This is a genomic window from Halopseudomonas sp. SMJS2, from assembly GCF_029866945.1.
GTDB lineage: Bacteria > Pseudomonadota > Gammaproteobacteria > Pseudomonadales > Pseudomonadaceae > Halopseudomonas > Halopseudomonas bauzanensis.
In genome coordinates this window covers 2,204,460-2,229,075 of the sequence record NZ_CP123445.1, presented here as the reverse complement: position 1 = coordinate 2,229,075, position 24,616 = coordinate 2,204,460, and the positions used below count along the sequence as shown (strand labels likewise).

The 24,616-nt window shown below is 58.9% G+C and carries 29 protein-coding genes; 26 read left to right on the top strand and 3 right to left on the bottom strand.

Annotated features, from left to right (window positions below; translation table 11 throughout):
* Positions 1 to 28 precede the first annotated feature (28 nt).
* The 7 genes from QAO71_RS10450 to QAO71_RS10420 are packed head-to-tail and all read left to right on the top strand — an operon-like array spanning position 29 to position 3,336.
* Positions 29 to 367, top strand: coding sequence for a HeH/LEM domain-containing protein (locus QAO71_RS10450; RefSeq protein WP_280164351.1), 339 nt, complete (start codon positions 29 to 31; stop codon positions 365 to 367).
* A 3-nt stretch (positions 368 to 370) separates the two neighbouring features.
* On the top strand, positions 371 to 745 hold the full coding sequence (locus tag QAO71_RS10445; protein ID WP_280164350.1) for a hypothetical protein: 375 nt from the start codon (positions 371 to 373) through the stop codon (positions 743 to 745).
* Between the two features lies 1 nt (position 746).
* Entirely contained in the window at positions 747 to 1,163 is a 417-nt protein-coding gene (locus tag QAO71_RS10440; protein ID WP_280164348.1) for a hypothetical protein, read from the top strand.
* Positions 1,163 to 1,558, top strand: a complete 396-nt coding sequence (locus QAO71_RS10435; RefSeq protein WP_280164347.1) for a hypothetical protein — start codon at positions 1,163 to 1,165, stop codon at positions 1,556 to 1,558. The genes QAO71_RS10440 and QAO71_RS10435 overlap by 1 nt, the downstream gene beginning before the upstream one ends.
* A 1-nt stretch (position 1,559) precedes the next feature.
* On the top strand, positions 1,560 to 1,976 hold the full coding sequence (locus QAO71_RS10430; protein WP_280164346.1) for a phage tail terminator-like protein: 417 nt from the start codon (positions 1,560 to 1,562) through the stop codon (positions 1,974 to 1,976).
* Between the two features lie 59 nt (positions 1,977 to 2,035).
* Positions 2,036 to 2,944 carry a phage tail tube protein gene (locus QAO71_RS10425; RefSeq protein WP_280164345.1) on the top strand — a complete coding sequence of 303 codons (909 nt, stop codon included), beginning with the start codon at positions 2,036 to 2,038 and terminating at the stop codon, positions 2,942 to 2,944.
* Positions 2,944 to 3,336: a hypothetical protein gene (locus QAO71_RS10420; RefSeq protein WP_280164344.1), complete on the top strand. Its 393-nt coding sequence runs from the start codon at positions 2,944 to 2,946 to the stop codon at positions 3,334 to 3,336. The genes QAO71_RS10425 and QAO71_RS10420 overlap by 1 nt, the downstream gene beginning before the upstream one ends.
* Before the next feature lie 316 nt (positions 3,337 to 3,652).
* On the opposite strand, the gene QAO71_RS10415 is transcribed toward QAO71_RS10420, so the two are convergent.
* Entirely contained in the window at positions 3,653 to 4,246 is a 594-nt protein-coding gene (locus tag QAO71_RS10415; protein ID WP_280164342.1) for a hypothetical protein, read from the bottom strand.
* A 196-nt stretch (positions 4,247 to 4,442) separates the two neighbouring features.
* Between QAO71_RS10415 and QAO71_RS10410 the strand changes: the two genes are divergently transcribed.
* Positions 4,443 to 4,931 (top strand): type II toxin-antitoxin system antitoxin SocA domain-containing protein, encoded by a 489-nt coding sequence (locus tag QAO71_RS10410; RefSeq protein ID WP_280164341.1) that lies wholly within the window; start codon positions 4,443 to 4,445, stop codon positions 4,929 to 4,931.
* Between the two features lies 1 nt (position 4,932).
* Entirely contained in the window at positions 4,933 to 5,271 is a 339-nt protein-coding gene (locus QAO71_RS10405; protein WP_280164340.1) for a hypothetical protein, read from the top strand.
* 84 nt (positions 5,272 to 5,355) lie between these two features.
* Here QAO71_RS10405 and QAO71_RS10400 read toward each other — a convergent pair whose 3' ends face one another.
* Positions 5,356 to 5,988, bottom strand: coding sequence for a hypothetical protein (locus QAO71_RS10400; RefSeq protein ID WP_280164339.1), 633 nt, complete (start codon positions 5,986 to 5,988; stop codon positions 5,356 to 5,358).
* 217 nt (positions 5,989 to 6,205) lie between these two features.
* Between QAO71_RS10400 and QAO71_RS10395 the strand changes: the two genes are divergently transcribed.
* The 15 genes from QAO71_RS10395 to QAO71_RS10325 all read left to right on the top strand — a co-directional run bounded on the left by QAO71_RS10395 (position 6,206) and on the right by QAO71_RS10325 (position 22,141).
* A complete protein-coding gene (locus QAO71_RS10395) occupies positions 6,206 to 6,559 on the top strand; it encodes a hypothetical protein (RefSeq protein WP_280164338.1) in 354 nt (117 codons plus the stop codon).
* Between the two features lie 58 nt (positions 6,560 to 6,617).
* Positions 6,618 to 6,989 carry a hypothetical protein gene (locus QAO71_RS10390; RefSeq protein ID WP_280164337.1) on the top strand — a complete coding sequence of 124 codons (372 nt, stop codon included), beginning with the start codon at positions 6,618 to 6,620 and terminating at the stop codon, positions 6,987 to 6,989.
* A complete protein-coding gene (locus tag QAO71_RS10385) occupies positions 6,986 to 9,466 on the top strand; it encodes a tape measure protein (RefSeq protein ID WP_280164336.1) in 2,481 nt (826 codons plus the stop codon). Before QAO71_RS10390 ends, QAO71_RS10385 begins: the two co-directional genes overlap by 4 nt.
* On the top strand, positions 9,466 to 9,816 hold the full coding sequence (locus tag QAO71_RS10380) for a phage tail protein (RefSeq protein WP_280164335.1): 351 nt from the start codon (positions 9,466 to 9,468) through the stop codon (positions 9,814 to 9,816). Before QAO71_RS10385 ends, QAO71_RS10380 begins: the two co-directional genes overlap by 1 nt.
* Positions 9,813 to 10,475 (top strand): phage minor tail protein L, encoded by a 663-nt coding sequence (locus QAO71_RS10375; RefSeq protein WP_280164334.1) that lies wholly within the window; start codon positions 9,813 to 9,815, stop codon positions 10,473 to 10,475. The genes QAO71_RS10380 and QAO71_RS10375 overlap by 4 nt, the downstream gene beginning before the upstream one ends.
* A gap of 54 nt (positions 10,476 to 10,529) precedes the next feature.
* Positions 10,530 to 11,267 carry a C40 family peptidase gene (locus tag QAO71_RS10370; protein ID WP_280164333.1) on the top strand — a complete coding sequence of 246 codons (738 nt, stop codon included), beginning with the start codon at positions 10,530 to 10,532 and terminating at the stop codon, positions 11,265 to 11,267.
* Positions 11,248 to 11,820, top strand: coding sequence for a tail assembly protein (locus QAO71_RS10365; RefSeq protein ID WP_280164332.1), 573 nt, complete (start codon positions 11,248 to 11,250; stop codon positions 11,818 to 11,820). The genes QAO71_RS10370 and QAO71_RS10365 overlap by 20 nt, the downstream gene beginning before the upstream one ends.
* Entirely contained in the window at positions 11,817 to 16,430 is a 4,614-nt protein-coding gene (locus tag QAO71_RS10360) for a phage tail protein (RefSeq protein ID WP_280164331.1), read from the top strand. Before QAO71_RS10365 ends, QAO71_RS10360 begins: the two co-directional genes overlap by 4 nt.
* A gap of 88 nt (positions 16,431 to 16,518) precedes the next feature.
* Positions 16,519 to 16,995 carry a DUF1983 domain-containing protein gene (locus QAO71_RS10355; protein WP_280164330.1) on the top strand — a complete coding sequence of 159 codons (477 nt, stop codon included), beginning with the start codon at positions 16,519 to 16,521 and terminating at the stop codon, positions 16,993 to 16,995.
* On the top strand, positions 16,988 to 17,263 hold the full coding sequence (locus QAO71_RS10350) for a hypothetical protein (protein WP_280164329.1): 276 nt from the start codon (positions 16,988 to 16,990) through the stop codon (positions 17,261 to 17,263). The genes QAO71_RS10355 and QAO71_RS10350 overlap by 8 nt, the downstream gene beginning before the upstream one ends.
* Positions 17,264 to 17,530: 267 nt before the next feature.
* Positions 17,531 to 18,223 carry a hypothetical protein gene (locus QAO71_RS10345; protein ID WP_280164328.1) on the top strand — a complete coding sequence of 231 codons (693 nt, stop codon included), beginning with the start codon at positions 17,531 to 17,533 and terminating at the stop codon, positions 18,221 to 18,223.
* Positions 18,224 to 18,302: 79 nt separating this feature from the next.
* Positions 18,303 to 19,790, top strand: coding sequence for a hypothetical protein (locus QAO71_RS10340; protein ID WP_280164327.1), 1,488 nt, complete (start codon positions 18,303 to 18,305; stop codon positions 19,788 to 19,790).
* Positions 19,791 to 20,009: 219 nt separating this feature from the next.
* Positions 20,010 to 20,543: an N-acetylmuramoyl-L-alanine amidase gene (locus QAO71_RS10335; RefSeq protein ID WP_280164326.1), complete on the top strand. Its 534-nt coding sequence runs from the start codon at positions 20,010 to 20,012 to the stop codon at positions 20,541 to 20,543.
* Complete coding sequence (locus QAO71_RS10330) at positions 20,536 to 21,093, top strand: lysis system i-spanin subunit Rz (protein WP_280164325.1); 558 nt, start codon at positions 20,536 to 20,538, stop codon at positions 21,091 to 21,093. Before QAO71_RS10335 ends, QAO71_RS10330 begins: the two co-directional genes overlap by 8 nt.
* 286 nt (positions 21,094 to 21,379) lie before the next feature.
* The gene (locus tag QAO71_RS10325) at positions 21,380 to 22,141 is read left to right on the top strand and encodes a reverse transcriptase domain-containing protein (RefSeq protein ID WP_280164324.1); all 762 of its coding nucleotides are present in this window, start codon (positions 21,380 to 21,382) and stop codon (positions 22,139 to 22,141) included.
* On the opposite strand, the gene QAO71_RS10320 is transcribed toward QAO71_RS10325, so the two are convergent.
* Positions 22,117 to 22,809 (bottom strand): SOS response-associated peptidase family protein, encoded by a 693-nt coding sequence (locus tag QAO71_RS10320; RefSeq protein ID WP_280164323.1) that lies wholly within the window; start codon positions 22,807 to 22,809, stop codon positions 22,117 to 22,119. The two genes, QAO71_RS10325 and QAO71_RS10320, sit on opposite strands and share 25 nt — an antisense overlap.
* Before the next feature lie 86 nt (positions 22,810 to 22,895).
* Between QAO71_RS10320 and umuD the strand changes: the two genes are divergently transcribed.
* Together umuD and umuC are read left to right on the top strand one after the other, a co-directional pair.
* Entirely contained in the window at positions 22,896 to 23,333 is a 438-nt protein-coding gene (gene umuD / locus QAO71_RS10315; RefSeq protein WP_280164322.1) for a translesion error-prone DNA polymerase V autoproteolytic subunit, read from the top strand.
* A complete protein-coding gene (gene umuC / locus QAO71_RS10310) occupies positions 23,326 to 24,597 on the top strand; it encodes a translesion error-prone DNA polymerase V subunit UmuC (protein ID WP_280164321.1) in 1,272 nt (423 codons plus the stop codon). The genes umuD and umuC overlap by 8 nt, the downstream gene beginning before the upstream one ends.
* The last annotated feature ends 19 nt before the right edge of the window (positions 24,598 to 24,616 follow it).

The window sequence follows — 24,616 nt, the reverse complement described above, 5'->3', positions numbered from 1 at the left end:
CGGGGCGCCCATCCATGAGGACTGACCCATGAAAGTGATTTACACCAAAACACCGGGCCGCGAGCGCGGCGTCTGCTACCGCACCAAGTACCTGGGCGTGATCGCTACTGCCACCGTTGTGGTGATTGATGGCGACTTCCCGGGCGTGGCCGAGGCCTACGAGCGTGCAGGCATCCAGGTTGGCGACACCAAGCCGGATGGCGGCCAGGGCGAAAGCGACCCGCACAAGATGGGCGTGGCCGATCTCAAAACCTGGTTGACCGAGCAGGGCATCGAGTTTGACGCCACCGCGAAGAAGGCCGAACTGCAGAAGCTGATCCCGCAGCAGGAAGACGGCGACACCAAGCCGGATGGCACTGAGGACTGATGCATGACTGACTTCATTACCGTTGCCGATGTAGACGCCCTGCTTGGTCCTGGCTGGGCCGGCAGCGGTGATGAGGCCCTTGCCGTGACCATGGCCAACGCCTGGTTGACGGCCAAGATTACGCGGCCTGTGCCCGACCCGGTGCCCAGCGAGATCAAGCTGGCCGGGGCGCAGATCGCAAAGGAAGCTGCAGCGGGGCGAATCTTCGCTGCTGAGGATCGGGAGGTGGTCAGCACCAGTGTCACCGCCGGCCCGGTCACCACCGCCAAGACGTTTGCTAAGGGCTCAAAGGCAACCACCACAGGCGAATCATTCGCCCTGGCGTTGCTGGCACCCTGGACACGACGAACCGGCACCATGATGCTCAAGAGGATCTGACATGAGCCTGCGCGCTGAAATCCTCGAGGGTATGGCCGAGGCGGCCGCGGTGGTCGCTGAGATCGGAGAGCTGGTTACGCTGAAGATCACCACGCCGGACGACTACGACCCGGTAACCGGCGTCACCGTGCCGGGGGAAACGAAGAGCCAGCAGGCCCGGGCAATCCTCGACAACTACAACCTCCAGTCGTCGGGCACCCAGTTTGCCGACGGTACCCAGATCATGCGGGACGACAAGAAGCTGTTCCTGCCGGCCATGCAGGGCATAACCGATCCGGCAGTTATGGCGCCGCTTGCCTGGGCCCCGACGCTGGAAACCATCGTGACCGCAGCAGGGCAGCTCTGGAAGGTCATTTCCATCCAGACCATTAACCCCACGGGTGACCTGCTGGCCTACGAGCTGCAAGTGAGGCGCTGATGAGCTTTTCAGGGGATATGCGGCGATTCATCGCCAAGACGACCAGTGCTCACAACAAGATCACGCGGGTGGCCACCCTGGAGCTGTTTGGCGGCATCGTAAAGCTGACGCCAGTTGACACCGGCAGGGCAAGAGGCAACTGGCTCACAGGCGTGCACCGACCTGTCACAGGCGAGACCGAGCGGCTAGATAAGACCGGCCGCAGCGCGATTGCTGAGATCAGTGAGCACACACCGGCTGGCGCTGGGCAGGTTACCTACCTGTCCAATAACCTGCCGTACATCGAAGACCTCGAGCGCGGCAGCTCCAAGCAGGCCCCCGAAGGCATGGTGCGCAAGAACATGGACCGCGTGCAGAAGATGGTCGACGCGGCTATTCGCAAGAACAAGGTGTGACATGAGCGAAATCAAGATAAACGCCGCGCTGGTGTCTGCCTATCTGGCTTGTGGTGTTATGCCGCGGGAGCGAACAGCGTTCGAAGGCGTGAGGTTTGACCCGGTGAGCGGGCAGAGCTGGGCGCGCATCACCGACCTGCCCAGCTCGAACGACCCGGCCGGCCTGGGCCAGCACGCACCCGACGAGCGCATGGGCATCCTGCAAATCGACATATTCCACCCGAAAGGCACCGGCACCGCCCCGATCTTGGGCGATGCGCAGAAAGCGCTGAGCTTCTTTCACAAGGGCCGCCGGCTCGAGTATGAAGGGCAGGGCGTACTGATCCGAAAATCGCAGCGCAGCCAGATCCGCCAGGAAGAACTCTGGCAGTTCGTTAGCGTCGACGTGCATTACACAGCCTGGGTATTCCCGAAGTAACCGGCAAGCAACCTCACCCCGCCCGCCTTGTGCGGGTTTTTTGTATCTGGAGACATGAAATGGCATACGCACAAGGCGTCAACGAAAGTTCCTACTTTAAGCTGGAAGGCGCGGACGGCACGCTCGATCCCGCCACGCCCTGGCAGCCGCTGCGCTTAATCAGCAACGGCCTGTCCCAATCCTTCGAGGAGCTGGAGTCTGACGAGAGGCTGCCGGGTCGCCATACCGCCGAATCGCGCCGCGGTGCATCGAGCGTAACCGGTGACCTTGAGGCTGAGCTGACCTTCGGCACTTTCGACATGCTGCTGGAAGCTGCATTCCACGGCACCTGGGAAGGCGACTCGCTCAAGACCGGAAGCAATCGCCGGAGCTTCGCCGTCCTCAAGCACAACGCGGATATAGGCCGCTGGCTGATCTACCGTGGCTGCGAGGCCGGAACCCTGGCCATTGACTGCCCGCTGCAGGGCAAGATCGGCGTCACGTTCTCGATCATCGGCAAGGCGGAAGAGATTTACGAGTACGACTCCGAGACCGAATCCCTGGCCGAGCCCACCGACACAGTGATGATGACCACCTTTGAGGGTGATCTGCTGGAGGGCGGCATCGGTCTCAACCACGCCACCGCGCTGAACATCAGCCTGGACAACGGCATGGAGGCAATTTACCGCCTGTTCGGTCGCGACCCCTACGACGTCAAGCTGGGCCGCATCAACCTGAGCGGCAGCCTGTCGGCCTACATCGAGGATGACCGTCTCAAGGCCAAGTACTTGGGCGAGACGAAAACGCCGCTGGTTGTCACTCTGACCGACGGCCAGAACTCCTACCAGATCAGCATGACCCAGGCCAAGCTGACCACTGCGACCGAAGAAGGCAGCGGAGACGACCCGATCATCCAGAGCTATGACCTGCGCGCTTTCAACGACAAGGCGCTCGATACTGAAATCACGATTACCCGGGTAGCCGCATAATGAATCCGAGCGACTTTTTCACGCGGTCGAAGGCCAACGAGGGCGAGAAATTGCCGCTCTCGCTGCCTGACGGCACGCCCACCGATGAATGGTTGCTGATCCGTGGCGTTGACTCTGATGAGTTCCAGGCAGCCTTGGACGCGCACCGCCGGACGATCCTGGCGAATGCAGCTATCGAGGATGAGGCCGAGCGGGCCGAGAAAAACCGCCAAGCCGGGCTGAAGCTGCATGCCGCGCTGATAATGGGCTGGTCGTTTGAAGCTGAGCTCACCCCTGAGGCGCTTGAGGAGTTCCTGCGGGAGGCACCGCACCTGGCCGTGGAGGTCGATCATTTTGCGTCGAATCGCCAGCGTTTTTTTCGGAAAGGCTCAGCGAGCTCAGTGAAGGGCTGATCGCTTTCGCTGAGCATCAGCTGGGGCTGCTGAAGCCGGCCGGGCCCAGGCCGAAGAAAGGGCCGGATAGGCGGATCACCATTCGCGCCCAACTGGAGGCGATAGCGAAGAAGACCGGCAAGCGACCAGCAAGGCTGGACGGCCCGCCGTGCCCTGAGGAACTGGCCTATATCTGGCAGTGGTACTGCTCCGCCAGGCCGATTGATTCGCTGACTGAACTGAAGGCCTGGGCGGATCTCCACGGCCGCCGGCTACAGCCATTCGAGATTGACCTGATGCGCCGCCTTGCTTCGGTTGAGGAAAGGGTGGCTGCAAGCTAAGCCGGCGAATCGTGAAGGCTCGTCACAAACCTGCTGGCTGCACGTGTAAAGTTGAAAATAATCTTGCCGCTGCTGTTGCGCCCTTGCGTTAGCAGGCCAAGAGACACCAGGGTGTCAAGATCATTTTGAAGGAATCTGGGTTCTGATATAGCCACGCCGCCGTTTGCATCAAGGAAAAGCAGATGCGGGTCGTCACTAATTGATTCGACTATTAGAGCTGCTCCTGCCTGAGCCGCTTCAAACTTTGTCAAGATATGGATGGCTTGGTCTGACAGCACCGCTCCGGGAAGCAAGCTTTTGCTCAGGCCCGAGAAGCCGTCAATAGTGCTGGTGAAGGTCGCAAGCGCCTCTCCAATTTGGGCCAGGCTAGACTCCAGCTTCGATTGGTTTTGATTCAGGATCGCCTTGATGCTGATTGTGGTGGTCTGATTCGCCTCGATCATGCTTTTAAGCTCTGACTGATTGCTCTCGATCAGCCACTGCATGAATTCGCTAAAGTCTTCGCTTCTGGCTGCGTCCCGGCCAGACTTGAATTGACCTATCAGGCCAACGATTGACGCTAGCGCTGATGCGCCTGTAATCGGATCCATGTCACACCTCGCGAATAGGGGTTTCGGCCATCATAAGCGCATCGGCGAGAATGGTGGCACTGTGAAAGCATACAGGGAGGTGGTCGGGCATATTTATGTCACGGCACCGCGTCACAATTGTTGACTTTAGGCTTGACATGAGGATAATCGGCCCGCACTTTGAATGGTGTATAAATCGAATTCTAGGGAGGTGGGTATGATGCACAGCGAAACCGTTGCCAACTACTTCATCCAGAAATCGTTTGATACCGGCGTCGAGCTTACCCAAATGAAGCTCCTGAAGCTGGTTTACATCGCCCACGGATGGCATCGCGGATACTTCTCCACCAACCTCATCAATGATGCCGTGCAAGCCTGGCGGTATGGGCCAGTTATTCCTGACCTGTACAGAAAGATCAAGCATTACGGGCGTCGCCCCATCGATGCACCAATAGATAATTATGGGGTGCCAGGTGATGGAAGTCCTGGTAACGAGTGTCCGGATGAACAGACACTCGCCTTGCTCGATAAAGTATGGGATGTTTATTCAGATTGTTCCGGGGTAGAGCTTTCTGCACTGACTCATCGCCAGGGGACGCCTTGGGATGAAGTATGGAGACAGTCTGGCGGGGATAATTACCGGGGCGCCATCATCCCTAATGAGTTGATTGAGTCCCACTACAAGGAAAGAATCGGTTCTCAATAGCATGCCTGAGCCTAAAGACTTTTCTGCCATTGGAGCTGGCATTTCTCCCATTTCTTCTAAGGCCATACGCCAAGCCGAGAAAGAGGAGGATATCTTGGAGGACGGAAAGAAGGCCGTCCAAAAAGAGGTGCATAAAATTGTTGTTTGGGCTCTGCGCGGCGGAGCGATAGCGCTCGGGATGCTCGTACTGATCAGGCTTTGGCATATGGGGTCGCCGCTCTGTTGGCGGTGGCTTTCACCTGAGAATGTTCAGGAAATTGACAAGATGCTATTTAGCAGCGCTTTTGGCGGGGTTATTCTTAGTTATTTGAAGCAGATCATGAAGCCCTTGCCCAAATAGGCCGCTGATCCCAGTGGATCCAGCTCAGAACCCAGCCCCGGCTGGGTTTTGCTTTCTGGGCTTTGGTATCCGTGGCGACGTAATTCACTTGTCGATTGCTAAGCCAAGAGACAACCATTTCTTTGAAGGCTTTAATCGATCCCTGGCTTCCTTCGCGCTTCCCAACGCGTCGAGGGGGTCGTCTCTACCTTCTGGCCAGTCGGCAAAAGCATGCAAAACCACCGCTGAGGCTAGGAGGATCGCCTCATCATCACGAGGATCGACAGGCTTGAAGTATGCAACATTCGCCATTGCGAGAGGCTCAAGCTTCAAATAGAACTGTCTGCGCCAGTGCTCCTCATGGCTCTCCAGCTCTCTTTTGAGAAGAGGGTCGTTTATTCTAGCTTTTGTTTCCTTGAACTCTTCTACCAGTCGGGCAGCAGTAAGCCAGGCAAGCCTATCCCTTGGCGGGGATGGCTGAGAAAGGTCGCCACTCATAAGGGCGGAAAAGGCTCTCTCTAGAGAGGTGGTGGCATGCTCAAGTAGGCGTTCATTTTCTCGGCGCGCAGCAGATTGTTGATGTTCTTTGCGCTGCTGCGTGATGGAGCACCAGGCAAGGGTCGCTGAGGCCGCCGCAGCCAGCGCGGAAAGGGTGGTGAAGGAGTCGAAGAAAAGACTAAGAGTGTCAGCCATTATTGTGGTATCTCGGTGAGATGGCAGGGTAATGCTCAGCAGCATCGGATTTCCTTGCAAAAGGGGCCCAAAGCTACCACTGACGCACAGCAGATTAAACTGGCTTTGCATGCAGCCAAGCGCCGCACCCTGTTCTGAGTGCGCCGGGAGTATTCCGCCCGCGTAGGCTGCGTCACGCCGGGATACCCATCAACCCAGCAGAAGCTGGGCCTTGGTGCTGGCGCTTTGGTATGCTCAAGCCTTCTTATAGGGAGGGCAGGGTATGCGCATAATAGGAATAATTTTGGTAATCATGCTGGTAATCGGGGCTTTGCAGTCATGCTCTGACGATAAGGCGCCCAAGGTAAGTCGTGCCGATAAAATGTGCTCAGATCAAGGCTACGCCTGGGTGATGTCAAACAATTTCGTGAAGAGGCAGCTAAAAGCACCTTCGACAGCTGATTTTCCATACAAGCCTGACGCCTACAGCTATTTGGGCGACTGCAGGCATTCAATTGTCGGCTCAGTTGATTCGCAGAATTCGTTCGGCGCCATGATCCGGACTACCTTCAGTGTGACCATGGTGTATCAGAAAAACGACAATAAATGGCGCGCCGAGAATTTGGCTCTCCATTAGGTCTCATCCAGACATACAAACCGCCTCCGGGCGGTTTTTTATTGCCCAAAGGAAAGCCATGCAGCCCCAAGACTTTTACACGAAGACCCGTGCGAGCGATGGCGTGCATGTCGACCTGGAGGACCCGAGCGGTAACAAGGAGTGGATGCGTGTCCGCTCCGTGATCTCCGACGAGTTTAAGCAGGCCAGCAGGGCGGTGCTGCTGCGGGCAGCGCAAGACGGCAAAGCTATCCATGGCGACCCGCAGGAGCGCAAACACCAGCTCAGGTTGCGTCGAGCCGAGCTAGCTGTCTCGTTGATTGCCGATTGGTCGCTACCCATGATCCGAGACTCGGACAAAGTCGAGCTGCTGATAAGCAACCCCAGGTTGCGCAGGGCGATAGAGCGCATAGCTGAGAATCACCGCCTACACTTTGGAGTCCGGCCATGACCGAATATGCACGACTAGTTGTTTCGGTCGATAGCACACAGGTGCCCAAGGCTGATGGGGCGCTAAAGAAGCTTGGCAGTACGGCCAAAGCCGTAGACTCGCAGGCCGGATCACTGGGACGCACTATCGCGCGGCTGGCCGCACCCCTCGCTGCATTCTTGAGTGTTCGCGCAGTGATCCGCGCTTCAGACGAATATGGCCAGATGGCTGCCCGGATGCGCATGGCCACAGCCTCATCTGAAGAGTACGTAATGGTGCAGGAGCGGCTGATTCAGACAGCGCAGCGCACCTACCGGCCATTGACTGAAGCACAAGAGCTGTACATCAGGACCGCTGACGCGCTCAAGTCTCTGGGGCACGACACTGAAGCGACGTTGGATATTACAGACAGCTTCAGCTATCTGCTTGTGACCAACGCGGCGTCCGCGGACAGGGCGGCATCCTCGATTAACGCCTATTCAAAAGCGATCCAGACGGGCCGCATTGACTCGGAGACGTGGCAGACCTTGCTGGCGGCCATGCCAACCATTGTGGATGGTATTGCCGACGCGACAGGAAAAACGACACAGGAAATTCGTCAGCTTGGCATTACAGGCAAGCTGAGCCTGGATGCCCTGAATGAATCGCTGCGCCGCACTGCTGAAACTAATGGCCTGCTGGCCGACTCCATGGAGACATCGGTGGGCGACGCAGTGGTCACGCTGCAGAATAGCTTTAACGTCCTGATCGGGCAGGTGAACGAGTCCACGGGAGCCTCGGGCGGGCTTATCACCTCCATTGAGTCGCTTGCAGAGCTCCTGCAAGACCCCGATACAATCCAGGGCATAGCCAACATAGCGTCCGGGCTGGTAACGCTCACCTCATGGCTAATTCAGGCTGCTACGGCAACATATGGGTTCTTTGACGCGCTGACCGACGGACTGGCCGGTATAAGGCATTTGACAGAAGTCCAGCGGATGGAAGAGGAGGTTCTTTCTCTCCAGGTAGAGCTGAATAACCTGACCGCTGATCTCATGTCGCCCGACTGGCTGCTCTCTATCCGCGGGCTTGATCGCGGCCAGATCGAAGCGCAGGCAAAATCCTTGCAGCTCATGATCAAAGGGCTGAGCGGCACCCTTCAGGAGATGAAGGGCGAGGAGGGTGTTGCGGCTCTGAACGACGAACTCGACTCAGTGCTTGAAAAGCTTGGCGGGTTCCGGGAAGGGGTAAGGCCGCTCGGATTGGTTGCAGCCGCTACCGCGGAAGCGGACAGAGAGGCAAAGAAGCTTGCCAGCTCATATGATTCGGCCAGCGCAGCGCTTGCTCGCCAAGTCGCGCTCTACGGCCAGAACAGTGAAGCCGCCCGGATCAATTACGAAATCACCAAGGGCTCTCTGCAAGGAATTGCCGGGGATCAGATCCAGTACCTGGAAGGCTTGGCCGCAGAGCTGGACGCAAAGCGTGACCTGACCGAGCAGGAGCAACTGCGCATTCAGCTGTTGCGCGAGACGGGGCAGCTGCGGGCGGCCAATGACGCTCAGTTTGAGCTGGAGTATGCCGAGAAAGTCCTGCAGTACGAGAAAGCCGGAAACATTGAGGCCGCTCAGCGACTTAAGAACCTGAGAGCCATCCGCGAGATCCAGATGAATGCCGACCAGGCGCCGGGCACCGTGGAGGGAGTAAGCCAGGCCCCACAGAGTCAGGGGGCAGACGCCATGTATGGCGGCGCTACCGGCGAGCTTGTGAAGCTGGGCGAGCAGGCTGCAGCGCTGGAAGCGTGGAGGGCGTCGGAGCTGGAGAAGCAGCGCGGCTTCCTGGAACTGAAGGAAATCAATGAGGAGGCCTACGCCGAGCGGGTACGAAATATCCATGAGCAGCACAACGCCCAGCTCGACAACATTGACTCCGCTCGGCGGCAGGTGGCCTTGTCTTCAGCCCAAGAGCTGTTTGGCACCCTTACGAGCATGGCGGGTACTTTCGCAGGCGAGCAGTCTGGTGTTTACAAGGCCATGTTTGCAGTTGAGAAGGCCGCAGCGATTGCCCGGTCCATTGTGGCAATTCAGGGCGCCATAGCATCCGCCTCAATGTCGCTCCCTTTCCCCGCGAACCTGGGAGCCATGGCTACGGTCGCCGCATCTACTGCTGGGATCGTCTCAACTATCGCCAGCACATCAATGAGCTTCGACGGCGGCGGATATACCGGCAACGGTCCGCGCGTGGGCGGCCTTGATGGCAAGGGCGGCTTCATGGCGATGGTCCACCCGAGAGAAACCATCATCGACCATACCAAGCAGAAGGCTGGCGGTGGTGGAGGCAAGCCGGATATCAGCTTCACCGCTCAAGTCGTGGTCGAGTCGCAGGCAGGCATGTCGCAAGAGGAGTCGCGCGCGCAAGGCGAGATGGCTGCTGGCGCGATGCGGGCGACCTTCATGTCAATGATCGAAAAAGAATCTCGTCCGGGCGGCATGCTCTGGCGAATGTATGGAGGTGGCCGCTAATGGAAGAGTTCGACTTTCCGGTCGATAACGCTACGAGAGCGGACGCCTCGTTCAGCACACTCAGCGCAGGGTTCGGGGACGGGTATACGCAGGATGCCGGGGACGGCATCAATATCCGCAGGGAAGCATGGCAGGTGTCTGCTGCAGGACACTGGACGGACGGCAGCGGCATGCCGGTAAAGGAAATGTCGGAGTTCTTGGACAGGCATGGCGGCTCTAAGGCCTTTCAGTGGGAGACCCCGCTGGGTAAGACCAAGCTGTTCAAGTGTCGAGGCGGCTACAGCCTTGACCCGGAGGGTGCGGGCAATTTCAAGCTGATGGCGACGTTCCGGGAGGTATTTCACCCATGACCCTTTCAGCAGACGTTCAAACGCTTGAGCCGGGCGACATCGTAACCCTGTACATCCTGGACGCCGAGGCGATCGGGGCGGGCACCTATCTGTTCCACAACCACGACGCTGGTCCGATCGTGTTCCAGATGCGTAGCTATGACCCCTGGCCGCTTGAAGCGAGCGGCTTTGAGATGAGCGGGAGCGCGCTGCCATCGCCGCGGCTATCCATGGGTAATGTGGGCGGGTTTATTACGGCGCTGTGCCTGCAGTTCGATGACCTGGTGGGCGCCAAGCTCACCCGTAAGCGGACGCTGTCCAAATACCTGGATGGTCAGCCCACAGCCGACCCTGACGAGGAGTTCTCCCCTGACACCTGGTACATCGAGCAGAAGGTCGGTGAGACCTCCGAGGTTATCGAGTTCGAGCTGGCCAGCGCGCTGGACTTTCAAGGTGTGCAGCTGCCTCGCCGCCAGATCATTGCAAACCACTGCTCATGGCGGTACCGGGGGCCGGAGTGCGGCTACAACGGCTCGCCGGTTGCGGATGAACTCGACAGCCCCACCGCAGACCCCGGGCGCGATCGATGCGGCAAGCGGTTGCAAAGCTGCAAGCTTCGGTTCGGTGAGCACGGGGAACTACCGTACGGTGGATTTCCTGCTGCTGCTCTGACCCGATAGCCAAACCATCCATCTCAAGGCCGCCATGTGCGGCCTTTTTCGTGGGCGCGAATCATGAAATTACCCGTAGAAGCGCTGCGGCACGCGGAAAAGGAATATCCCCGCGAATGCTGCGGTCTGCTGGTGGCCGGCAAATACCGACCCTGCCGGAACATCGCGGGCACGCCAGGCCAGCACTTCGTCATTGACCCTGCCGATTACAAGGCGGCTATGCGTCAAGGCGAGATCCAGGCGGTGGTGCATAGCCACCCTGATTATCCAGCCATGGCCAGCGAGGCGGATCGGCTGGGCTGTGAGGAATCAGGCCTGCCGTGGGCAATCATCCCGGTAACGGTAGGGGTGGCCGATGAGCCAGCGTGGATCTCGCCAATGGGCGCCGATGCGCTGCTGATTGGGCGCGAGTTCATCCATGGCGTCCACGACTGCCTGGCCATCATTCTGGATTACTACCGGCGAGAGCTGGGAATCGACCTGGGCACCTACGACCGCGAGGACGGGTGGTGGGACGCCGGCAAGGATTACTACCGGGAGCTTCTGCCCAAGGCCGGGTTTCGGCAGGTTTCCGAACCCAGGCAGGGCGACGTGATCCTGATGCAGATCCGGTCACCTGTACCGAACCACGCCGGCATCTACCTCGAAGACGGAACCCTACAGTCGGAGCCAGAGCACTACCCGGCTCCCCAATCAATCCTCCACCACCTGTACGGGCGCGACTCCAGGCGCGACCCGTATGGCGGCTATTGGCTGGAAAAGACAGTGAGCATTTGGCGCCATGAAACTCAGGACAATTAGGCTTTACGGCAAGCTAGGCGCGAAGTTCGGACGGGTTCACCGGCTGGCTGTGTCCAGCGCTGCAGAGGCCGTGCGGGCCCTGGGCGTACTGCTGCCCGGCTTCGAGCAACACCTCGTCAACGCCCCCGGCACGTACGCGGTGTTCTATGGCAAGGACAACCTGGACCCAGAGCAATTGCGCCACCCGGCCGGCTCGGAAGATATCCGTATCGCCCACATTCCTGCCGGCGCCAAGTCCGGCGGCGTGTTCGGCGTGGTCCTGGGCGTGGCAATGGTCGCTGCTGGGTTCTTCACCTTTGGCGCTACCACTGCAATAGGGATGGGCATGATCGCCGGCGGCGTAGGTATGGCTGCTGCTGGCGCAATGATGATGCTGTCGCCCCAGCCGCAGGGCATGGGTTCGCAAGATTCCCCAGAAAACAGACCCAGCTACTCATTCAATGGGGCGGTGAATACCGAGGCCCAGGGCAATCCTGTGCCGCTGCTCTACGGGGAAATGATCATTGGTTCGGCCGTTATTTCAGGCGGCGTTTACGCTGAGGACAGGGCATGACAGATGTTATTCAGGGCGCCAAGGGCGGCAGCAAGAAGCAGCGTCCGCCCCGCGAGGCCCCGGACAGCCTTGTCAGCATTGCCTATGCGCGCATCGTCGACCTTGTTTCCGAGGGCGAGATCGAAGGCCTGGTCGATGGCGAGGCGTCCATCTTTCTGGACGAGACACCCGGCGCCTCCGGTGGTGCACCGACATTCCCAAGCCTGAAATGGGAGTTCCGCCCCGGCACTCAGAATCAGAGCCATATTCCCGGGTTCGCGCAGGTCGAGAACAATATTGGCATCTCGACCGAGCTGCGCTCGGATGCCCCGTGGGTCCGGAGTGTTACCAGCCTTGACCTGTCGGCGGTGCGTATCAATATCGCCGTGCCGCGATTGGCTCAGCAGAACACCTCCAATGGCGATACCAATGGCTATCGCATTGATTACGCCATTGATGTGGCGGAAGGCACCGGGGCGTTCCAGGAAGTGCTTGTTGGCGCGTTCAACGGCAAGACGGCTGGCGGATACGAGCGCTCTATCCGTATTGACCTGCCCGGCCGTCCGGCAGGCGGGTGGCGGTTGCGCGTTCGCCGGCTGACGGCCAATAGCGAATCATCTGCGATCGCTGATACCACCACCATCACCTCGATCACCGAGATCATTGACGCCAAGTTCCGCTATCCAAATTCCGCGTTGATGGCCCTGGAGTTCGATGCTGAAACTTTCGGCGGGTCGGTGCCGAAGCGTGGCTACCACATGCGCGGCCGCATCATTCGCGTGCCCAGCAACTACGATCCGACGACCCGTCTGTATACCGGCGTATGGGACGGCACTTTTAAGCCGGCCTACAGCAATAATCCGGCATGGGTCTACTACGACCTGCTGCTTCACCAGCGGTACGGCCTGGGTGAGCGTATCCATGCCGACCAAGTGGACAAGTGGGGCCTCTATCAGATCGGCCAATACTGCGACCAGTTAGTGCCCGATGGCCGCGGCGGCATGGAGCCTCGTTTTACCTGCAACCTGTACCTGCAGAAACAGGCCGACGCCTACAAGGCGCTGCAGGACATTGCGGCCATATTCCGCGGCATAACCTACTGGGGTGCCGGCCAGGCTGTTGTTTCCGCCGATATGCCTGCCGATCCGGTATTCACCTACACCAACGGCAACGTCATTGCAGGCAAGTTCTCGTACAAAGGCAGCAAGCGCTCGACGCGGTACAGCGCCGCGCTGGTGACCTGGAACGATCCGACCGACATGTACCGCCAGAAGGTGGCGTACGTCCAGGATGATGCCGCTGTGGCGCGCTTTGGCTTGCAAAAGGTAGAGATCACCTCGATCGGCTGCACTTCTGAGGGGCAGGCGTTGCGGGCGGGAGAGTGGGCCCTCCTGACGAACCTGCTTGAGTCGGAGATAGTTAGCTTCTCGGTTGGTCTTGATGGCGTGCGCGGCCGCCCTGGGCAAATTATCCGAGTGGCAGACAATGCCAGGGCCGGCAGACGCATTGGCGGCCGGATCTCCACTGCGACCCGCGACACCGTCACCGTCGACAGCATTGACGGCGCGCTCGCCGGGGATGAATTGACCTGCATCCTGCCGAACGGTAACGCGCAGAACCGCACCATTGAGTCGGTAGACGGGAATCAAATTACTGTTTCCCCGGCATTTGATGCGGCCCCTGTGGCCCAGAGCGTCTGGGCCTGGGAATCTGACACGCTGGCCACCCAGCGGTTTCGGATTATCAACATCGGCGAGGCAGGCCCGCTGGAATACGCCATCACCGCCAGCAAGTATGTTGCCGAGAAGCACCAGGCCGTAGACAGCGGCGCCATTATCAGTCAGCGACCGATCACCAGCATTCCGGCGGCAGTACAGTCGGCGCCCGAAAACATCCGGGCCATAAGCGACTGGATGATCGAGCAAACCATGGCCGTCACTACCATGACGATCATGTGGGATGCCGCCGAGGGCGCTACCCGGTACGACGTGGAGTGGCGCAAAGATGACGGGGACTGGGTTTTTGCCGGCCGCGTTGGCACTAACGAAATCGAGGTCCGTGGCATCTATGCTGGCACCTATCAGGTGCGCGTGCGCGCCATCAACAGCCTGGACGTGCCCAGCCTATGGGGTTACAGCGAGGCGATTCTGCTGGAGGGTAAAACCGGTGAGCCGCCGGCAGTAGCCTTTCTGGATGCCAGCTCGATCGTCTTCGGCATTGAGCTGAGCTGGGGGTTCCCGGCAGGCGCCGAGGACGCTTTGCGCACCGAAATCCGGTACAGCACTCAGCCGTCGGAGCAGAGCGCGCAGCACCTGGGCGACTACGCCTACCCGCTGGACAATCACACCATGGCAGGCCTTGCTGCTGCCCGGGTGTTCTATTTCCAGGCCAGGCTGGTAGACCGCACCGGCAACATCGGTCCATGGTCTGGCTGGGTCATGGGGCAGTCGAGCGCTGACGCCGGCGAGATTCTTGATTACCTGGCGGACCAGATTACCGAATCCCAACTCGGCCAGCACCTCAAAGAGGAAGTCGGCAAGATCTCCGGCGACGGTCCCGGGTCCGTTAATGAGCGCATCGACGAGGTTTCCGGCGAGTTTGGCAACCTGGCCGGCGATATAGCGAACCTGAACAATGCGGTGTCGGACCTGAACGACCAGGTGAGCGACCTGGATACAGGTCTGCAAACCAGCGTGGCCAGTCTCAACGATCAGATAGGCCTACTGGAAACTCAGTTGGCGGATCTCGTCGGCACAGAGGAATGGAGCCCAGAGCAGGTCTACCTGCAGGGCACGCTGGTGCGCTCTGGTGAATCCCTATACCGCGCCGAGCAAGATGTGCCGGCGGGCACACCGGTTACCAATGAGGCCTACTGGCGGAAGGTCGGAGACTACGCCTCCATTGGCGAGGCTGTGGCCGCGCTTGCCATCCAGGTCACCGACATGCAGGTGCAGGTCGATGAGATCACCGGAGCGCAGCGGGCCTATGCAGAAACCCTCAATACGCTGGTGGCATCTACTCGCGGGCAGCGCGCTGATGGTGACAAGGCGGATGCGCTACGGGGCTGGGAGACCCAGGCGTCCATCACCCAGCGGGACCGGGTGGAGGCGAGCGACAAGGAAGCCCTGGCCGAACGTCTGCTGCTGATCGATGCGCAGATCGGCGATACCAGCGCGCAGCTCAGCACCCTTGAGCAGGCGTTTGCCAGCGAGTCGGAGGCCACGGCTGGACGGCTTGATCAGCTGGCGGTTGAGCTGGGCACCACGACTGCCGGCCTGCAGCAGGAGATTCAGGTCCGGATTGATCAGTACGGTGCGTTGGCCCAGGACATCCAGGCTATGCAGGCCGAGCTGGAAGGCGTGGCGACGTCTGAAGCACTGGCTGCGTTGCGTGCCGAGGTAGAGGAAGTCGATGGACGAGTCACCTCATCCGCTCAGGACATTGTGAACCTGTCTACTTCGCTGGGCACGGTAGAGCAGACGGCCAATGCCGCACAGCAAGCAGCGCAGGACGCCTCAAACCTCGCTGGTAGCAAGGGCAAGGTGTTCTTCCAAAGCAGCGCCCCAGCCGCGGCTGAGCGCTTGCCGCAGAATCTCTGGATCGACACGACTGGCGGGGCCAATACGCCGAAGCGCTGGAATGGTTCGGCCTGGGTGGCGGTAACCGACAAAGTGGCAACGGATGCTGCAGAAGCCGCCCAGAGCGCACTTGATGGGCTGAGTTCAAAGGCCGACTCGTCAGCACTGCAGGCAGTGAGCAGCACGGTGACCGAGCAGGGCAACACGATCACCAGCCAGGGGCAGGCTATTACCGCCCTGGGTGGACGAGTCGAAGACGCCGAGAGCGGCATAGCCGGCAATGCTGACGCAATCGAATCTGTGGGGCAGGAAGTCCAGCTGCTGGACGGTAAAGTCACCGCCACCGCAGATCAGGCCAGCAGAATTGCCGCTTCCATCCGCCCGGCCCGGGCAGACGGGGACAAGGCCGATGCGCTGCGGGGGTATCAATCGCAGGCGTCGATTGCCGAGTCTCGCCGCGTAACTGCAACCGAGGCCGAGGCCAGCGCAGAACGGGATCTGCTGCTGCGGGCAGATCTGGCTGATACCAATGCAGCACTGCTGCTCGAACAGCAGGTCAGGGCGTCGGAAACTGAGGCGCTGGCCGAGCAATCTGTGTCCATGCGTGCCGAGATTGAAGGCGTATCGGCAACGGTCGGCCAGGTGGATACCGCCAGCGTCAGCCGTGATGAGGCGCTGGGCCAGCGGGCATCAACAATCGAAGCACGGATGCCGGCAGGTGACGGAGAGCTTGCCACCGGTGCGGCAGTACAGCAGGTGCAGCAGGCCGTGGCGAACGAGTCTTCAGCCAGAGCAGAAGACATATCGACTGTTCAAGCTGAAATCGGCACGGTGTCGGAGGCCGCCCAAACCGCTCAAAGCGCAGCAGACCAAGCGGCGCAAGATGCGGCCAGCGCAGCAGGGATTGCTGAGGGCAAAGGCAAGGTGCTGATCCAGTCGGCCACCCCAGCGGTAGCTGATCGGCAAACCCAGAACCTCTGGATCGATACCACAGGGGGGGGGCAACACGCCCAAGCGCTGGGCAGGCTCGTCGTGGCAGCCGGTAACGGATAAAGCCGCAACGGATGCAGCCGCCGCTGCCGCCACCGCACAGGACACCGCCAATCAGGCTGCTCAGGAGGCAGGAGAAGCGACGGCAGCAGTGCAGACTGTAAGCCAGGCAGTCGCTGATCTGGATAGCGGTCTTTCAGCGATGTGGGCCGTCAAAATGCAGGTCAACCAGAACGGCGAATACGTTTACGCCGGCATTGGCCTTGGCATCGAGAACGGCCCCGGCGGCCTGCAATCGCAGTTCCTCGTCGAGGCCAACCGGTTCGCCCTGCTCAACACAATCGACGGAGAGACCACTGCGCCGTTCGTAGTGGAAAACGGCCAGACCATCATCAATAGCGCCGTGATCAAGCAGGCCGACATCATCAACCTGATCGTCACCGGGGTGCTGCAGTCGCCGGACTATGTGCAAGGCATGGCTGGCATCCGTCTCAACTTCGTCACCGGGGAGTTCGAGCTGAACGGCTCGGTGCCGGGGCAGGGCCGCACTACAACCACGAACCGGGCAACCAAGGTGTACGACGGCAATGGCGTGCTGCGGGTTCAACTGGGAGATCTCGATGCATAGATTGATAGTGGCGACCGTACTGGTAGCCGGCTGCGCAGAGACTCCCAAGCGGTATGACATGCAGCGCACCGAGGCCACGGTGCACATCAGGGTGGTGGAGCGGATACCCGGGAGAACCAACCTGTACGGGTTGTCGTCCTGCCGGGACGGCGAATGCGAGATATGGATCAGGCGCTCGGTTTATCCGAAGTGCCTGGTGCATGAAATCCGCCACGCTTTCGAAGGCAACTTCCACCCGGCAGGGCCCAGCACGGAGGATTGTTTATGAGTTTTGGACTTAGGGTCTGGAATGAGATTGCCCAGGTAAACGTGGGCGTGACAACTCGACTAACCCGGTTTGTTGGGGTAATCAAAGCCACGTCCAGTTTTAATTGGAAATTCATCCCAGTGGTCGGCATGACAGCCGACGGCGCCTGGGGGGTCATAGTAACCGCAATTCACTATTCAGTTCGGGTGGTGGAGGGAGGGTTCGAGTTTAGAAATACTCAAACGGACTATCCGTGGGATATTAACTTTCTAATATTCAGGTATTGATATGGCGTTCGGCATAACAGTAAAAAACCAAGAGGCCGTAATCCAGATTGATTCTACGTACAGGAACTATGTGGTAACAGAGGTAGGCACTTCGGCGTCAGGCGGACCCTCATACGATTTCAATGGCCCTCTCGATAGAACAAACCTGATCTTTATCAGGCCCCCTATCGGGTACTGGATGGGCACGCAGAGAACTTACCCAGGAGGGAGTCCAGATCCTACAGGGATATACCCAGCCGGAAATTACTTTTACTTGTCTGAGGACGCCGATCAAGGTACTTACCCTGCCCCTACCGATTACTTAGTCGCCATCAGGAGGGAGGCTGCGAGCATTGCGGGCGTCGGAACTTACGGCCTGCTTGCATATAACCAAAGTGGTGGAGTTCCGGTCTACGACTCCCGGTTACCAAACTTATCAATAGCAGGCGTCATACTTGCCCCGGCGTCACCAATACAGACAGTCACTCTGGATCTCCCGGAGCCTTCTCCAGGTAAGCGGTACTACTTTCTTCTGAATACCTTGGTGGCTAATAGGTATTCAGAAGGGAGCGGGGTATATGCCTACATGGCCCGCTTCGTTAGTAACACAAGAGTAGAGGTGTACAACAATTATTTTTGGGGTGACAGCTTGGGTGGCGGGACATTCCAGTTGGACGCAGATCATCAGGCAGTCGTACTGATAGCGGAGTATTAAATCCCGACATAAGCCCATCCACACCCACCCGCTCCTGCGGGTTTTTTATTGCCCAAATTTCACCAAAAGAGGAAACACCATGCCCTGGTATGGCTTAGGTACGCTCACCGTCGCAGCTGACGGCACAAACGCAACAGGCACAGGCACGCAGTTTCTCGGCAATGTCCGGGTAGGGGACGGCATCGCCATCCAAGGCAGCGCCTCGCTGCATGAGGTGACCGGCGTCACCAGCAACACTCAGCTGACTTTTTCCCCGGCATTCGCTGGAACGGCAGGTGCTGGCAAAGCATTCCGGGTCGTGCCGGTGCTGGGCTACGACAAGGATCTGTCGGACGCATTCAACGCGCTGCGGCTGCAGTTTGGGGATCAGTTGTCGAATCTGCAGCCGTGGGCAACGGCAGCGACACAGGATGCGGCACAGACTGCGCTGGGGATGAGTGTGTCGGGTAAGGCGGTGGCGACGGGGACGCCGGCTCAGGGGCGGGCAGGGCTGCAGCTGGGAGAGGCGGCGACGCGGGATGTGACCGCTAGCAACTTAGACAACTCGGCCAACAAGCTGCTGAAGTTTGGGGACTTTGGGATTGGCTATGGCCTCCCTTCAAGCGAGGTATCCGTTGATAACTCGCTGGATGATTTAGTTTTCCCCGGCTTTTATTCTGGAATCAGCTCAGTGGCTGGCAAGCCAATAGGCCTCGGTGCCGAAAGTACCTTCCCGGTGATTCATGCAGCCGTTAGATCTGATTCGAGGTACTCTGCTCAGATCGTATTTTCCAGGACTAGAGTCGCGGCGTGGATTAGAACGAAAAATACGGTCTGGGCAGGCTATGCCGAGCTTTACCACACCCGCAACACTACTGTTGATTCCAACGGGTTCCTCAAATCTGCATCGCCCGTCATCAAGCTCTTCGCCGATGCCATTGATGCCAACGACCAGGCAGGTTCTGTAACCCTCGAAAAAGTCGCTACCGGCCACTATCAACTCACCGGTATCAACGGCCTGCGCCTCGATGACGGCTGGTACATCGAAACCCCGCACGACAAGAACGGCAACAAGTACTTCAACATCGAGTGGGAGCAGGATCACACTCCGGTCACCGACGCGGGCGTGCTTGATGAGCCCGAAGACGTCACTCTGACCATTCGTTGCTATGAGCGTGTCTGGAATCCGCAAACGGGCCAGTATGACAACGGCGCCCCGGTTGATATCCCGGATGGCCGCTGGATTGATCTGCGGCTGAACGAGGTCCGCCAACCCGAGCCGGAAATGCCGGATGAACCGGAGGCGCCGCAGCAGCCCGCCGAGCCCGGCGCGCCTGTTGTCCCGCACACCGTTACCAAAGCTCAGGGCAAAGCCGCTCTGATCCAGGCAGGCCTATGGCAGCAAGTTGTCGACTACATCGCCTCGATCGAAGACGAGACAGAGCGGCTACTGGCGGAAGTCGCGCTTCATGATGCCCAGGATTATCGCCGGGACAGCCCGTTCTTGAATGCAACAGCTGATGCCTTGGGGCTTACAGAAGAGCGGAAGGATGAGTTGTTCATCCTGGCGAGCAATATTTTACTGTGATGGGGCGGTAAAGCCGGCACTGCTGGGAACTGACCCACCCAGAGGGTGCATCAGCGTTAAACAAAAGAAGGGGTGCGGCACATCCGATGCCAACACCCCTTCGAGGGCGCTCCTTGCGAGAGCCATACAAGCTTGGCACAAATTTGAGATATCGCCAGTGACACCAGCCATATAACTCGCTTCGGCGGGTTTTTTTATGCCTGCAATTCAGGAAATCCCATGCAAACCAAAACACTGTTCATCAGCGCCGGTCACTCCGCCGCTGACCCCGGCGCCGTGGGCAACGGTTATACCGAAGCCGATATCGCTCTGGAGTTTCGCGACCACCTGGCCGAGGCTCTGCGTGCCCGGGGCGTGGAGTTCAGCAAAGACGGCCAAGCCGGTGAGAACTTGCCTCTATCCAAGGCCTGGCGCATGGCGGCAGAGCACGACATAGCGCTGGAGTTTCACTGCAACGCATTCCACACGCCCACGGCCACCGGCGTGGAGACGCTGAGCCGGCCGGTCAACATGGAGCTGGGTTTGCGGATCTGCCGAGCCATCAGCGAGACCCTGGGCATCGCCAGCCGCGGTGCGAAGGGCGAGGGCAGCGGCCAGCATTCCCGCCTTGCATTCGTAAGCAGTGGCGGCGGCATCATCGTCGAGCTGTTCTTTATCAGCAACCCGAGTGACGTGGTCATCTATCAGCGCTGGAAACTGCAGCTGGCCGAAGTGCTGGCAGACCTGCTGGCGGAGGAGGTGCGCGGTGATTAAAACCAAGACAACGATGTTTGTGGCTGTCTCTCTGCTGCTGGTCGGCTTCACGGGCGGCTGGGCAGGCAACGGATGGCGAATGGGCAAGCAACTGGCCGAGCAACGCACCGCTCACGTAGATCAGCTGCGCCTAATTGCCGAGGCCAATGCCGCCGTCATCCTGCAGCAGCAGGCCGAGCAGCAGGATCAGGCCCGCCAGTTGGCCCAGCTAGACACCAAGCACACCGAGGAGCTATCTGATGCGCTATCCGAAAACCGCCGCCTTGAGAATCTGTATTCTGCTGCTGACGGTGAGCGCCGCCGGCTGCGCATCGAAGTCGTCGTTGCCCGTAACGATGCCATCGTGTCCGAAACCGCCGGCACCGGCAGCGTGGGCGATGCAGCCTCCCTCGAACTCAGTGGAGCAGCTGGACGCGCTGTTTGGGATATCAGACGATCAATGATTGAGGACCGGGAGAAGCTGGAATATTTGCAGGAGTGGGCGATCGCGCAGAGCCATGATTTGCCTAATGCGTCACGTTTGGGTAAGAATGGGGTCTCTCGGCGTTAGGCGGTGAGAGCCGCTCCCTCCTCCTGTCACTCAGTGATGATGGTATGCCGGTATCCTCGGGTTGCCGATAATGGTCATCCAGGTATCCCTTGGTTATAGACCGTGCGCCCAGCGCTAGGTACGCCGAGAATTAAGAGGAGGGATGTAATATGAAATATTCTTTCAATTACAGCCTAGCTCAAAAGCGAGTCGTGCTTTTGATCTCAATAGTCAAGCTATTGGATCAGTTGCTCGGGTTTTACTCGCATTTGAGCGCGGTTATTAACTACCTTTGGAACGGCTTGCGATGGAGCGCTGGATTTACAAGTTTGAAATCAAGCCGGGCCGCTGGGTGTTCGTACCTTCGGAGCCCGAAAGGCTCTATGGTGAGACGCTTCTGACCCGATTAAAAACGCTTTGGAAGCCTCCCCCGTTTTTTTACCACTTGCAGCCGGGCGGCCACCTTGCGGCCATTAACTCGCATATGGAGCATGCCTACTTTTGCTGTTTGGATATTGAAGATTATTTTGGTTCGATCAACCGAAGCAGGCTCATTAGGACTCTAAAAGCCCGGATGGGCTATCCCAAAGCAGTAGAGTCTGCCAGCCGAAGTCTTGTACGCTTACAGCGGAATGGTGAACCCTATTATTGCCTTCCGTTCGGCTTTGTTCAGTCAGCCTATTTAGCTTCTATGTGTCTATATGAAAGCAAGTTGGGAAGAGTCTTGGCTGAAATAAGCGAGATGGAAGAAGTTAAGCTGTCGGTTTATATGGATGATATTGTTGTTTCTTCCGATGATTTTGTGTTGTTAGAAAATTGCATGCAGGAAATCCTCCGTGCGTCAATAAGGTCAAGGTTTCCAATCAATCAGGCGAAAACCCAGCCTCCGGCCACATTTGTTACGGTCTTTAATATTATTTTAAGCAAAGGAAGCCTTCGAATAACTCAAGGCCGTATGCAAGAGTTTAGGGCTGCCTTCCGCGAAAGCAAGAGTCCCGCCCAAGAGAAGGGCATTCTCGATTACGTTAGGATTATAAACTCCGCTCAGGTTTCAGGAGTAATCAACTGACTCCCCTCATTCCTCACATTCCCCACCTCTCTCCCCACCGGGTACCACTCAAACGCATCCACCGGCTCCCCGTGCTGGTGAATAATCTCCTCAGCATCAACCGCCGGCAGCTCTGGATCCAGCCAGTTCGCCGCCGTTTCAGGTGACAGCACCACCGGCCGCCGGTCGTGTATATCCACCATCCCCTGGTCACTGTCCGCAGTGATGATCACAAACCCATCACCCTCGCGCGGCTCGCTGCCGTCCCGCCTGAACTGACCAATCCCAGCAAAATACATCGGCTGCTTGTCGCGCCGGTGGATGTAGTAGGGCTGTTTCTGCTTTGGATCGTCCGCATCCTTAACCCACTCGTACCAGCCGTCCGCCGGAATCACGCACCGGCCTGTCTCCCATATCGATTTGAAGAACTTACCGGTGGCAGTGGTCTCGCCCCGAGCATTGATTGCCGGTGGCCGCTTGCCCTTCGCCCAGAACGGTTCCCAGCCCCAGGGCACAAGATCCCACCGCAGGCCATCCGGGTCCTGGTGCAGTATCCGCACCTTTGACCGCGGCGCCACGTTGTACCGGTTGATCGGCTCGGGATCGACGCCGCCAAGCAGTGGCAGTTCCAGCCCAATCGGTTCAAGGTATTCCCAGGCAATGCGATGCTGAGCAAATCGACCACACATTCTATACCTCCTGTCAGCGCCAAATTGACGATGCCGGCGAATCAAAATACTGTATGCACATCCAGTCACGCCAGCGAGTCACGCTAATGAGTAGTAATGCAGTAATCATAGGCCCTTTGACCAGTTCGACCATCGAGCTGCCGTTTTACAGCAGCCGGGTACCGGCCGGCTTTCCCAGTCCCGCTCTGGATCATATGGATCAGCCATTGTCGCTGGATGAGCTGATGGACGTGGACGCGCCACACACATACTTGGTGCTGGCATCAGGAGACAGCATGATCGGCGTTGGGATTTTTGATGAAGATGTGATGGTGGTGAATCGCAAACTGGATGCGGTGTCAGGGCACATCGTGATCGCCTGGCTTAACGGTGATGTTTGTGTGAAGCGTCTCAAGAAGCGCGGGGACCAGTTCGTACTCGAGTCCGAGAACCCCAAGTACATGCCGCGCTACATCATGGAAGGGGATGAGTTCGAGGTATGGGGCGTGGTCACGGGCAGCCTGCGGCGGTTTCTGCATGGCTGATCGAGCTATCGCACTGATCGATTGCAATTCGTTCTATGCGTCCTGTGAGCGGGTATTCCGGCCAGACCTGCGCCGGGTGCCGATCGTGGTGCTGAGCAATAACGACGGCTGTGTGATCGCCCGCAGTGCCGATGCCAAACCCCATGTCCGGATGGGTGAGCCTTACCACAAGATCCGCGATGTGCTGCGGCGCCAGGGCATAGTCGCGTTCAGCAGCAATTACGCGCTTTATGGCGACATGAGCCAACGAGTCATGACGGTAATCGAGGGCATGGTGCCGGCGCTGGAGGTCTATAGCATCGACGAGGCTTTCGCCGACCTGACCGGCATCAATGGCGCCGAGCAGCTGGCCCGCCAGATCCGCGCCCAGGTGCTGAAGCAGACCGGCATTCCCACCGGCATCGGTATCGGCCCGACCAAGACCCTGGCCAAGCTGGCCAACGCTGCGGCGAAGCGGTGGCAGCAGCACACCGGTGGTGTGGTCTACCTGGACACGCCAGAGAAGCGCGACTGGCTGCTCAAGCACATGCCTGTGGACGAGGTGTGGGGTGTCGGTCGGCGGATGAAAGAACACCTGGGGCTGATGGGCATCCACACCGCCTGGGAGCTCGCCCAGGCTGACGCCTGGACGCTGCGCAAGAAGCACAGCGTGGTGATTGAGAAGACCGCCCGGGAGCTGAGGGGTGTACCTTGTCTGGAGCTGGAGGACGGGACGGAGCCAAAGCAGGAGATCTGCTCATCCCGCGCGTTTGGCGAGCGCCTGCATAACATCGAACCCGTCCGCGAAGCGGTGGCCACCTATGTCGCCCGAGCATGCGAGAAGCTGCGCGCCCAGGGATCGCTCTGCAAGAAGGTGCGCATCAGCATCCGTACCGGCATGTTCAACCCGCATGAGGCGAAGTTCGCCAAAGGCATCGTCTGTGAGTTGCCATACCCGACCGATGACACGCGCCTGGTTATCAAGGCCGCAAGTCAAGGCCTGGATGCGATCTATCGCACTGGTTACGCCTACGCCAAGGCCGAGATCCTGTTGATGGATCTACGGCAGCGGGGCGAGTTCACTGGTGACCTGTTCGCCATGGAGCAACCGCAATCGGTGAAGCAGGTGATGGGTGTGTTGGACGAGATCAATAGCCGCTGGGGCAGGGGCACACTGCGGCCGGCCCGGGTGCCGGCCGCACCCGGTTGGAGTATGCGTCGGGAATTGCTGAGTCCGCGGTACACAACGGACTGGAATGGGTTGTGGAAAGTGAGCTGCCGGTAGGGAAGGGATTGCCCGGACG